Origin of the sequence: Pseudomonas frederiksbergensis (assembly GCF_003732275.1) — a bacterium.
GTDB classification, from domain to species: domain Bacteria; phylum Pseudomonadota; class Gammaproteobacteria; order Pseudomonadales; family Pseudomonadaceae; genus Aquipseudomonas; species Aquipseudomonas frederiksbergensis_H.
In genome coordinates this window covers 153,540-165,359 of record NZ_MOBM01000039.1, presented here as the reverse complement: position 1 = coordinate 165,359, position 11,820 = coordinate 153,540, and the positions used below count along the sequence as shown (strand labels likewise).

The 11,820-nt window shown below is 57.9% G+C and carries 11 protein-coding genes; 9 read left to right on the top strand and 2 right to left on the bottom strand.

Annotated elements, in window-relative coordinates; translation table 11 throughout:
• The first annotated feature begins 59 nt into the window (after positions 1-59).
• Positions 60-1,544: a 2-methylcitrate dehydratase gene (prpD, locus tag BK662_RS26665; RefSeq protein ID WP_123360052.1), complete on the top strand. Its 1,485-nt coding sequence runs from the start codon at positions 60-62 to the stop codon at positions 1,542-1,544.
• Positions 1,545-1,680: 136 nt separating this feature from the next.
• Here prpD and ppsR read toward each other — a convergent pair whose 3' ends face one another.
• A complete protein-coding gene (gene ppsR, locus BK662_RS26660) occupies positions 1,681-2,499 on the bottom strand; it encodes a posphoenolpyruvate synthetase regulatory kinase/phosphorylase PpsR (RefSeq protein WP_007902088.1) in 819 nt (272 codons plus the stop codon).
• 174 nt (positions 2,500-2,673) lie between these two features.
• Here ppsR and ppsA point away from each other — a divergent pair, with 174 nt between their 5' ends.
• The 8 genes from ppsA to BK662_RS26620 all read left to right on the top strand — a co-directional run bounded on the left by ppsA (position 2,674) and on the right by BK662_RS26620 (position 10,933).
• Positions 2,674-5,049: a phosphoenolpyruvate synthase gene (gene ppsA, locus BK662_RS26655; RefSeq protein WP_123360051.1), complete on the top strand. Its 2,376-nt coding sequence runs from the start codon at positions 2,674-2,676 to the stop codon at positions 5,047-5,049.
• A 249-nt stretch (positions 5,050-5,298) separates the two neighbouring features.
• Positions 5,299-6,288: an alpha/beta fold hydrolase gene (locus tag BK662_RS26650; protein WP_123360050.1), complete on the top strand. Its 990-nt coding sequence runs from the start codon at positions 5,299-5,301 to the stop codon at positions 6,286-6,288.
• Between the two features lie 174 nt (positions 6,289-6,462).
• Entirely contained in the window at positions 6,463-6,954 is a 492-nt protein-coding gene (rraA, locus tag BK662_RS26645) for a ribonuclease E activity regulator RraA (RefSeq protein WP_123360049.1), read from the top strand.
• Positions 6,955-6,979: 25 nt separating this feature from the next.
• A complete protein-coding gene (cmaX, locus tag BK662_RS26640; protein ID WP_123360048.1) occupies positions 6,980-7,975 on the top strand; it encodes a divalent cation transporter CmaX in 996 nt (331 codons plus the stop codon).
• 63 nt (positions 7,976-8,038) lie between these two features.
• Positions 8,039-8,287: a CrfX protein gene (locus BK662_RS26635; RefSeq protein WP_123360047.1), complete on the top strand. Its 249-nt coding sequence runs from the start codon at positions 8,039-8,041 to the stop codon at positions 8,285-8,287.
• Positions 8,288-8,289: 2 nt separating this feature from the next.
• Positions 8,290-9,114 (top strand): mechanosensitive ion channel family protein, encoded by an 825-nt coding sequence (locus tag BK662_RS26630; RefSeq protein ID WP_007902078.1) that lies wholly within the window; start codon positions 8,290-8,292, stop codon positions 9,112-9,114.
• A gap of 86 nt (positions 9,115-9,200) precedes the next feature.
• Positions 9,201-9,791, top strand: coding sequence for an RNA polymerase sigma factor SigX (gene sigX / locus BK662_RS26625; protein WP_032834987.1), 591 nt, complete (start codon positions 9,201-9,203; stop codon positions 9,789-9,791).
• Positions 9,792-9,898: 107 nt separating this feature from the next.
• Positions 9,899-10,933 (top strand): OmpA family protein, encoded by a 1,035-nt coding sequence (locus tag BK662_RS26620; protein ID WP_123360046.1) that lies wholly within the window; start codon positions 9,899-9,901, stop codon positions 10,931-10,933.
• A 112-nt stretch (positions 10,934-11,045) separates the two neighbouring features.
• On the opposite strand, the gene cobA is transcribed toward BK662_RS26620, so the two are convergent.
• Entirely contained in the window at positions 11,046-11,813 is a 768-nt protein-coding gene (gene cobA / locus BK662_RS26615) for a uroporphyrinogen-III C-methyltransferase (RefSeq protein WP_123360045.1), read from the bottom strand.
• Positions 11,814-11,820: the final 7 nt, after the last annotated feature.

The following is an 11,820-nucleotide window of genomic DNA, read 5'->3' as shown; positions in this document are numbered from 1 at the left end:
ACTAAGATTGATCCTGAACCGAGGTCCCATCAGCGAACCACTGACCGAGTGAATCGAACATGAGCGCCAACGTCGACCTGAACAACCGCCCCGACTACGACACGGTCCTGCAGGACATCGCCGACTACGTCCTCAACTTCAAAATCGAATCTACCGAGGCGCTGGACACCGCCCGCAATTGCCTGATGGACACCCTCGGCTGCGGTCTGCTAGCCCTGCGTTTTCCCGAATGCACCAAACACCTGGGACCCATCGTCGAAGGCACGGTCGTTCCCTTCGGCGCCCGCGTGCCGGGCACCAGTTATCGTCTCGACCCGGTCAAAGCCGCGTGGGATATCGGTTGCATCGTCCGCTGGCTCGATTACAACGACACCTGGCTCGCCGCCGAATGGGGGCATCCGTCCGATAACCTCGGCGCCATTCTCGCGGTGGCCGACCACCTGTCGCAAAAAAGCCTGGCCAATGGCGACGCACCGCTGACCATTCGGGTGGTGTTGGAAGCCATGATCATGGCTCACGAGATTCAAGGCGTGATTGCGCTGGAAAACTCCTTCAACCGCGTCGGCATCGACCACGTCATCCTGGTGAAAGTCGCCTCGACCGCGGTCACCGCCAAGCTCATGGGCGCCAATCGCGAGCAACTGCTGTCGGCGTTGTCCCATGCCTTTGCCGACGGCCAGGCCCTGCGCACTTACCGGCATGCGCCCAATGCCGGGTCGCGTAAATCCTGGGCAGCGGGGGACGCGTCCAGTCGTGGCGTACGCCTGGCGGACATTGCGATGCGCGGGGAGATGGGCATTCCCGGGGTGCTGACCGCCAAACAATGGGGTTTCTACGACGTGTTGTTCAGCCACACCAACAATGACTTGGCGCTCAAGCCTGAAGACAAACGTGCCTTCAGCTTCTCCCGGCCATTTGGCAGCTACGTGATGGAAAACGTGTTGTTCAAGATCAGCTTTCCCGCCGAGTTTCACGCGCAAACTGCCTGTGAAGCCGCCGTCACCCTGCATCCACTGGTCAGGAATCGCCTGCACGAAATCGACAGGATCGTCATCACCACCCACGAATCGGCGATCCGCATCATTTCCAAGGTCGGTCCGCTGGCCAACGCAGCGGACCGCGACCACTGCATCCAGTACATGACCGCCGTACCCCTGGTATTCGGTAATCTGGTGGCCGAGCAATACGAAGACGACTTCCACGCCGTGCATCCGATCATCGATGTGCTGCGCGACAAAATGATCATCGTCGAAGACTCGCGCTTTACCCGCGAATACCTGGAGCCGGATAAACGCTCCATCGCCAATGCGGTGCAGGTGTTCTTCAAGGACGGCTCCAGCACCGAGAACGTGGTGGTGGAGTACCCGATCGGCCATCGCCGTCGTCGCGCCGATGGTATTCCGCTGCTGGAAGAGAAGTTCAAGGCCAACCTGGCGACGCGCTTCACGGCTCAGCGCAGTGCCGAGATTATTGCGCTGTGCAAGGACCAGGCTGCGCTTGAAGCGACGCCTGTGAACCGGTTTGTGGATTTGTTTGTGATCTAGTTACACCGCGTCATCGTTCAATCGCGAGCAGGCTCGCTCCCACATTGGATCTTCAGCGGACACATCATCTGTGTGCGACACCGTTCAAATGTGGGAGCGAGCCTGCTCGCGATGGCGTGTAACTGTCCCCGGAAATTTACTTGAACCGTCGCTCCACACCTTTCTCTACTAAAATCTTCGCTGAGATTTCTTCCACGGAGAAATGCGTGGAATTGATGTGGGCAATGTTCTCGCGACGAAACAGATTCTCCACCTCGCGCACTTCGAATTCGCACTGCGCGTAGCTCGAATAGCGGCTGTTGGGCTTGCGTTCGTTGCGGATCGCGGTGAGGCGGTCCGGGTCGATGGTCAGGCCGAACAGCTTGTGATGATGGGCGCGCAGGGCGGTTGGCAGTTGCAGGCGCTCCATGTCGTCTTCGGTCAACGGGTAATTGGCTGCGCGGATGCCGAATTGCATGGCCATGTACAAACACGTCGGGGTTTTACCACAGCGCGACACGCCTACTAGTATCAGGTCGGCTTTGTCGTAATAGTGCGTGCGGGCGCCATCGTCGTTGTCGAGGGCGAAGTTCACCGCCTCGATGCGCTCCATGTAATTGGAGTTGCCACCGATGGAGTGGGATTTGCCGACGGTGTAGGAAGAATGCTCGGTCAGCTCCTGTTCCAGCGGGGCCAGGAAGGTCGAAAAAATGTCGATCATGAAACCATTCGACGTTGCGAGAATCTCACGAATGTCCTGATTGACAATGGTGTCGAAAATAATCGGACGAAAACCATCGTTTTCGGCGGCTTTGTTGATTTGTTGTACCATGGCCCGCGCTTTATCCGCGTTGTCGATGTAGGGCCGCGTGATTTTGCTGAAGGTAATGTTTTCGAACTGCGCCAACAGGCTTTGACCGAGGGTTTCGGCCGTAATGCCCGTGCCATCGGAGATAAAGAAAGCAGATCGTTTCATTTGCACCTTGGGCCTTAAGCTAGTGACGATTCTTGGATATAGTAGGCGCGATTTGTCGGCCGCCAGTGGCCTGCATTCTCACTTATTTTCCAGGTCCAGGCCATACAGCCGGCAAATGCTCCCCCGAGTCGCCGGCTTCTGAGCTTTTCCAACACAGTTAGTGGAGAGATCACCTTGGTAGAGTACGTAGTTTCCCTCGATAAGCTCGGCGTCCATGATGTAGAGCATGTGGGGGGCAAGAACGCATCCCTGGGCGAGATGATCAGTAACCTTGCAGGTGCCGGTGTATCGGTGCCCGGTGGCTTCGCCACGACAGCTCAGGCATATCGTGATTTCCTGGAACTGAGCGGTCTGAACGATCAGATCCATGCCGCCCTCGATGCGCTGGATGTCGACGATGTCAACGCCCTGGCCAAAACCGGTGCCCAGATCCGTCAATGGATCATGGAAGCCGAATTCCCCGAGAAGCTCAACGCCGAGATCCGCACCGCGTTCGCCACGCTGTCGGCCGGCAATTCTGACATGGCCGTTGCCGTGCGCTCTTCCGCTACCGCCGAAGACTTGCCGGACGCTTCCTTCGCCGGTCAGCAAGAAACCTTCCTGAACATCCGTGGTGTCGAAAACGTTATTCGCGCCGCCAAAGAGGTGTTCGCTTCCCTGTTCAACGACCGTGCGATTTCCTACCGCGTCCACCAGGGCTTCGACCACAAGCTGGTTGCCCTGTCGGCCGGCGTGCAGCGCATGGTCCGCTCCGAAACCGGCACCGCCGGCGTGATGTTCACCCTCGATACCGAATCGGGCTTCCGTGACGTGGTGTTCATCACCGGCGCTTACGGCCTGGGTGAAACCGTCGTACAAGGCGCGGTGAACCCGGATGAATTCTATGTCCACAAAGGCACGCTGGAAGCCGGTCGTCCGGCCATCCTGCGTCGCAACCTGGGCAGCAAAGCGATCAAGATGATTTACGGCGAAGTGGCCACGGCCGGTAAATCGGTCAAGACCATCGACGTGGACAAGGCTGATCGCGCACGTTTCTGCCTGAGCGACGCCGAAGTCAGCGAGCTGGCCAAGCAAGCGATGATCATCGAAAAGCACTACAAGTGCCCGATGGACATCGAATGGGCCAAAGACGGTGACGACGGCAAGCTCTACATCGTTCAGGCCCGTCCTGAAACCGTGAAGAGCCGCACTTCGGCCAATGTCATGGAACGTTACCTGTTGAAAGAAACCGGCACCGTGCTGGTGGAAGGTCGCGCCATCGGCCAGCGCATCGGCGCCGGCAAGGTGCGGATCATCAAGGACGTGTCCGAGATGGACAAAGTCCAGCCGGGCGACGTTCTGGTTTCCGACATGACCGACCCGGACTGGGAACCGGTCATGAAGCGCGCCAGCGCCATCGTCACCAACCGTGGCGGCCGTACCTGCCACGCGGCGATCATCGCTCGCGAGCTGGGTATCCCGGCCGTGGTCGGTTGCGGCAACGCTACCCAGCTGTTGAAAGACGGCCAGGGCGTGACCGTTTCCTGCGCTGAAGGCGACACCGGTTACATTTTCGAAGGCGAACTGGGCTTCGATATCAAGAAAAACTCAGTGGATGCCATGCCGGATCTGCCGTTCAAGATCATGATGAACGTCGGCAACCCGGACCGCGCCTTCGACTTCGCGCAACTGCCGAACGCCGGTGTGGGCCTGGCCCGTCTGGAATTCATCATCAACCGCATGATCGGCGTGCATCCCAAAGCGCTGTTGAACTACGACGGCCTGCCGCAAGAAATCAAGGACAGCGTCGACAAGCGCATCGCCGGTTACAACGACCCGGTCGGCTTCTATGTCGAGAAACTGGTCGAAGGCATCAGCACCCTGGCGGCAGCGTTCTGGCCGAAAAAGGTCATCGTGCGTCTGTCGGACTTCAAGTCCAACGAATACGCGAACCTGATCGGCGGCAAACTCTACGAGCCGGAAGAAGAGAACCCGATGCTGGGCTTCCGTGGCGCTTCGCGTTACATCAGCGAATCGTTCCGTGACTGCTTCGAGCTCGAGTGCCGCGCCCTCAAGCGCGTGCGCAACGAGATGGGCCTGACCAACGTCGAAATCATGGTGCCGTTCGTTCGCACCCTGGGCGAAGCGAGCCAGGTGGTCGATCTGCTGGCCGAAAACGGTCTGGCCCGTGGCGAAAACGGTCTGCGCGTGATCATGATGTGCGAACTGCCGTCCAACGCGATCCTGGCTGAAGAGTTCCTCGAGTTCTTCGACGGCTTCTCCATCGGCTCCAACGACCTGACTCAGCTGACACTGGGCCTGGACCGTGACTCGGGGATCATCGCGCACCTGTTCGACGAGCGAAATCCTGCGGTCAAGAAGCTGCTGGCCAATGCTATTCAGGCCTGCAACAAGGCCGGCAAGTACATCGGCATCTGCGGTCAGGGTCCTTCGGACCACCCGGATCTGGCCAAGTGGCTGATGGAGCAGGGCATCGAAAGCGTTTCGCTGAACCCCGATTCCGTGTTGGAAACCTGGTTCTTCCTGGCTGAAGGTCAAGCTCCGGCCTGATCTGTGAATGAAGCCTCGGTCAAGTGGCCGGGGCTTTAAGATTCTGTGTCCTATCTCGGCAATGCGTTCAATTTTGACGTGTGGATTTTGCTGGCAGGCAAGGCGCCGTGACGAGTCATAGCTTGCTATGGCGAGGAGCGGCAACGCAGCATGCCAGCAAAAGACGCCGTCAAAATTGAACAGTCATTGTCGAGATAGGACTCACGGGCGGGTTCCTCTGGATGCCGCCCTTTTTTGTGCAAGAGCATTATGCAAAGCAGCAGCAACCTATTTCCTGTCGCCCTGATCAGCGCCGAGCGGCGCGGTGATCTGAGCGAAGACGTCTATCGTTTGAAACCCGGCAACAGCCCCGACGGCACCGTCGAACTGGCTGTGACCCGCTTGGGCCTGGCGGATGAGCCGACGGTGCGTGGCGTGCCGGTGATTCTGTTGCACGGCAGCTTTTCCAATCGACGGTTCTGGTTCTCTCCCAAAGGTCTGGGGTTGGGGGCTTATCTGACGCGTCTGGGGTTCGATGTGTGGATTCCGGAAATGCGCGGTCATGGCCTGTCTCAGCGCAATCAGGACTATCGCAAGAACCGCGTCGCCGACTACGCACGTTACGATTTGCCGGCCATTGGCGCGTTCGTGCGCGAGCAAAGCGGCCAGGTCCCACACTGGATCGGTCATTCGCTGGGTGGCATTACGCTGGCGGCGGCGCTGGGTGGGGAATACATCGGCGAGCCTGTCGTCGCGTCTGCGGCGTTTTTTGGCACACAGGTCAGTCGCACCTACTGGCCGTTGAAGTTTCCGCCGGTGGAGTGGAGCGGGCGCTTCATTCTCAAGCGGTTTGCCCAACTGTCAGGTTCACGGCTCAAGCGCGGCCCGGAGGACGAGCCGATTGGCCTGGCCCTGGAAAGCATGCGCTGGTACGGGCTGTTCGGCCGTTTTGGCGATGCCGACAAGGACTGGTGGGCGGGTTTGGCCGAGGTTCAGTTGCCAGTGCTGGCCGTGAGCGCTGCGGGCGATCATCAGGACCCGACTTGGGCCTGCCGCAAGCTGTTCGATCAGGTCGGCTCCGAGCACAAGCAATTCATCACCCTTGGCCACGAGCAAGGCTTTGGCGATAATTTCGGTCATGTGGAAATGCTTGTCAGCAAGGCTGCACAGACTGAAGTCTGGCCATTGGTGGCGCGTTGGCTGGCGGATCAACAGACGCCGTTGCTGGGTGGAAAGCCGGATTTGGCCGCAGCAATTTGAGCCTGATGCTCTGACAAGGGCATTTCGCTCGGAACGGCTTGCGGCTAAGATATGACGCATTAAGCGGTTCTGGTCACTTTTGGTGATTGACTCGATCGGCGCGTTTGCGACCGTTCAGCCCTGGCCCGCGTATGCTGCCTACTCGATTGTCTTCCTTCTTACAGGAGTTTCTCGATGAACCATTACATCACACCTGACCTGTGCGACGCCTACCCGGAGCTGGTGCAGGTGCTGGAACCGATGTTCAGCAATTTCGGTGGCCGTGATTCTTTCGGTGGCGAAATCGTGACCATCAAATGTTTCGAAGATAATTCGCTGGTCAAGGAGCAAGTCGCGCTCAAGGGTAACGGTAAAGTGCTGGTGGTAGACGGTGGCGGTTCGCTGCGCCGCGCGCTCTTGGGCGACCTGCTGGCCGAGAAAGCCGCCAGTAACGGTTGGGAAGGGCTGGTGATCTACGGTTGCATCCGCGACGTCGACGTCATCGCGCAAACCGATCTGGGGGTTCAGGCCCTGGCCAGTCACCCGATGAAAACCGACCGGCGCGGTGTTGGCGAACTCAACGTTGCTGTGACCTTCGCGGGTGTGACCTTCCACCCGGGTCACTATGTTTATGCGGACAACAACGGTGTGATCATTTCGCCTAGCCCGCTGCAGATGCCTGAATAAAGCGCGTTTCATTAAAGGGGTGAGGATGTTCGAGGAAGAAAACGCGCAGTGGGGGCTGGTGCATGCCCTGGTGCTGGATGGTAAAGGCGGTGCGCGTTCGATAGCCCGGACTGAACTCGATGACTTGCAGTTGCAGGCCCATGAAAGCCTATGGCTGCACTGGGATCGTAGTCACCCGCAAACCCAGACCTGGCTGCGTAAATACAGCGGTCTGAGTGAATTTAGTTGCGACTTGTTGCTGGAAGAGAACACCCGGCCCCGCCTTTTGCCGCTGCCGGACTCCGAGCTGTTGCTGTTTCTGCGCGGGATCAACCTCAATCCTGGTGCCGAGCCGGAAGACATGGTCTCGGTGCGGATCTTCGGTTCGGCCCAGCGGGTGATCTCCCTGCGTCTGCGGCCGTTGCGCGCCACTGATGAGTTGCTGGTGCAGCTGGCCGAAGGCAAAGGGCCGAAAACCGCCTCCGAACTCATTCTTTATATGGCGCAATACCTCACTAACAAAGTGCAGGATCTGGTCAGCTGCCTCTCGGAAATCGTCGATGAGGAAGAAGAAAAGCTGGATGCCGACGAACGGTATACACCGGAGCATGGGGCTGTTTTGCAGATCCGTCGCAGGGCGGCCGCACTGAAACGTTTTCTGGCACCGCAGCGGGATATTTTCGGTCAGTTGACGCGGATAAAACTGCCATGGTTCGTCGAAGACGATGGCGATTACTGGAACGAATTGAACAACAGCCTGACCCGTTATCTCGAGGAGCTGGAATTGACCCGGGAGCGCGTGGGGCTGGTCCTGGAGGCTGAAGACCGGCGTTTGAGCGTGCGCATGAACCGCACGATGTACCGCTTCGGGATCATCACCGGGATCTTTTTGCCGATGAGTTTTCTGACCGGTCTTTTGGGCATCAACGTGGGCGGCATTCCGTTCTCCGCCAGCCCCTATGGCTTCCTGGTCGCGTGCCTGATGATGGTCTCGGTAGCGCTGGGGCAGTGGTGGTTATTTCGACGGTTGCGCTGGGTCTGATGATGGGACATGTGACCCGACCAAATTTGATCGCGTCTTTCACAGATATCACGAGAGGTGCGTATGCACGATCCGTTTGAACAGTCTTTGCGTGACATGCTCAAAGCTTCGCCGTCCACCCGTGACGACGATGCTTGCCTGGGTCGCGTGCTGAAAACCGCCAACCGCCAGGTCGGTGCCGGCGATCTGTTCAGCCTGCTGGGCCGTTGGCTGCCCGCGCTGATGATCGCCCTGAATAACGGATCGGCCCATGTCTCGCCGGTTTCCCGTCTTCGTAAACCTACTGCTCGCACTGCTGATAAGGCTGATTGAATATGGAACTTGATCTCTGGACTCAGAGCCTCGTCACTGCAATGACTGCGTTATGGACCAAGGTTGCGAACTTCATTCCGAACCTGTTCGGCGCACTGGTTGTGCTGCTGCTGGGTTTTGTCGTGGCCAAACTGCTGGACACGCTGCTCTCCAAATTGCTTGCCAAACTGGGCCTCGATCGCCTGATGGGTGGTACCGGGCTGACCAAATTGCTGTCCCGCGCCGGCCTTCAGGTGCCGATCTCGACGTTGATCGGCAAGATCGTCTATTGGTTCGTTCTGCTGATTTTTCTGGTTTCTGCCGCAGAATCACTTGGACTTGAGCGAGTTTCGGCTACGCTGGACATGTTGGCGCTGTATTTGCCGAAAGTATTCGGCGCTGCGCTGGTGCTGCTGGTGGGGGTCTTGCTGGCGCAACTGGCCAATGGGCTGGTGCGTGGCGCGGCAGAAGGCGTAGGGCTTGATTACGCTGCGGGCCTGGGGCGGATAGCCCAGGGCCTGGTGATCATCATCAGTATTTCGGTTGCGATCAGCCAGTTGGAGGTCAAGACAGACCTGCTCAACCACGTAATCGTGATCGTCTTGATTACCGTTGGTCTGGCGGTTGCGCTGGCCATGGGTTTGGGAAGCCGGGAAATTGCCGGTCAGATTCTTGCGGGAATCTATGTGCGTGAGTTGTATCAGGTTGGGCAACAAGTGCGAGTTGGCGAGGTCGAAGGTCAGATCGAAGAGATCGGCACGGTTAAAACCACCGTGCTGACCGACGAGGGTGAGCTAGTCTCTCTCTCGAATCGGATTCTCTTGGAGCAGCATGTGAGTAGCCGCTAACCCGGCAAATCCTGCTAATGTATGCCGCCGCAAAATGCCCTGAAGGGCTGCGGCGGACATTGACCTGACTGTCGGCCAGACTTGTTTTGAATAAAGCTCAATCGCTCTCCACGCGCTACGACCCCCGCGAGCTCTCTGATGAGGAGTTGGTCGCGCGCTCGCATACCGAGCTGTTTCACGTAACGCGCGCTTATGAAGAACTGATGCGGCGTTACCAGCGAACATTATTTAACGTTTGTGCACGGTATCTCGGGAACGATCGTGACGCAGATGATGTCTGTCAGGAAGTGATGTTGAAGGTGCTGTACGGGCTGAAGAACTTCGAGGGCAAATCGAAGTTCAAGACGTGGCTGTATAGCATCACGTACAACGAGTGCATCACGCAGTATCGGAAAGAACGGCGAAAGCGTCGCTTGATGGACGCTTTGAGTCTGGACCCCCTCGAGGAAGCGTCTGAAGAAAAGACGCCGAAACCCGAGGAGAAGGGTGGACTTGATCGCTGGCTGGTGTATGTGAACCCGATCGACCGGGAAATTCTGGTGCTACGATTTGTCGCAGAGCTGGAGTTTCAGGAGATCGCAGACATAATGCACATGGGTTTGAGTGCGACAAAAATGCGTTACAAACGCGCTCTAGACAAATTGCGTGAGAAATTTGCAGGCATTGCTGAAACTTAGTTCGGCGCAAATATCTCTTACGTGTAGGCAAGTTCTGATAGACTTGCCGCCGAGTTGTCCCCCGGTTTGCGGGACTGCTTCACAATCACCAGATGGGGATTTAACGGATGAAACTGAAAAACACCTTGGGCTTGGCCATTGGTTCTCTTATTGCCGCCACTTCGTTCGGCGCTCTGGCACAAGGCCAAGGCGCAGTTGAAATCGAAGGCTTCGCTAAGAAAGAACAATTCGACAGCGCTCGTAACTTCAAGAACAACGGCAACCTGTTCGGCGGTTCCGTTGGTTACTTCCTGACCGACGACGTTGAACTGCGTCTGGCTTACGACGAAGTGCACAACGTACGTGCCGATGATGGCAAGAACGTGAAGGGCGCCAACACTGCTCTGGACGCTCTGTACCACTTCAACAACCCAGGCGACATGCTGCGTCCGTACGTCTCGGCCGGTTTCTCCGACCAGAGCATCGACCAGAACGGTTCGAACGGCCGTAACCGCTCCACCTTCGCCAACGTTGGCGGCGGTGCCAAGCTGTACTTCACCGAGAACTTCTACGCCCGTGCCGGCGTTGAAGCTCAGTACAACATCGACCAGGGCGACACCGAGTGGGCTCCTAGCGTTGGTATCGGTGTGAACTTCGGTGGCGGCTCCAAGCCTGCTGCTGCTCCAGTTCCAGCACCAGCTGAAGTCTGCTCCGACAGCGACAACGATGGCGTTTGCGACAACGTTGACAAGTGCCCGGACACCGCCGCCAACGTAACTGTTGACGCTGATGGCTGCCCAGCAGTTGCTGAAGTTGTTCGTGTTGAGCTGGACGTGAAATTCGACTTCGACAAGTCGGTAGTCAAGCCTAACAGCTACGGCGACATCAAAAACCTGGCTGACTTCATGAAGCAGTACCCATCCACCACTACTACTGTTGAAGGTCACACTGACTCCGTCGGTCCTGACGCTTACAACCAGAAACTGTCCGAGCGTCGTGCAAACGCCGTTAAGCAAGTTCTGACCAACCAGTACGGTGTTGAATCGTCCCGCGTTCAGTCTGTTGGCTACGGCGAATCCCGCCCAGTTGCTGACAACAAAACTGAAGCTGGTCGCGCTGTAAACCGTCGCGTAGAAGCGCAGGTTGAAGCTCAAGGTAAGTAATTAGCTTGCAGCTCTGAAAAGCCCGGCTCAGGCCGGGCTTTTCTTTGTCTGCGATTTGGGTTTCAGCGAGGGTTTGGCGCTGTTCCGAAAGGATCGCAGCCTTCGGCAGCTCCTACAGGAATGAACGCCGAACCAACGCAGGAGCTGCCGCAGGCTGCGATCTTTTGATCTCATCACAGGCCGCTACAGCACCGATCACCAGAATCGCCGGGCTTTTGAGCTGGAAGTCGCAGGCATCTTCTTCCATGGCTGCCAAGTCGCTCCGACATTCCCGTTGGTGCGGCAGGGAAGCATTTTCGATCATCGCCACGGGTGTATCGGCTGCCATTCCGCCGGCCAGCAGTTGCTCGCGAATTTCACTGAGCTTCGCCACGCCCATGTAGATCACCAGTGTGGTGCCTCCTTGAGCCAGGGCTTGCCAGTTCAGGCTGCTGTCATCCTGAGTGTGCGCCGTGACCAGTGTCACGCCACGCGCGACGCCCCTCAGCGTCAGCGGAATATCGCATTGGGTCGCGCCGGCAAGACCCGCGGTGATGCCATTGACCAGCTCAACCTCGACGCCACGCTCACGCAGCCACTGCGCTTCTTCACCGCCGCGTCCGAAGATGCACGGATCACCGCCCTTGAGCCGCACCACGCATTTGCCGTGACGGGTATAACGCAACATCAGGCGATGAATGAAGGCTTGAGGCGTGGAGCGACAACCACCGCGCTTGCCCACAGGAATAATTCGCGCGTTCGGGCAATGCTCCAGCACCGCGTCATTGACCAGATCGTCGATCAGCACCACGTCCGCTTCGCGCAACGCTCGAACCGCCTTGAGGGTCAGCAATTCGGGGTCGCCAGGACCCGCACCCACCAGCCAGACTTTTGCGCTCATAGTGTTT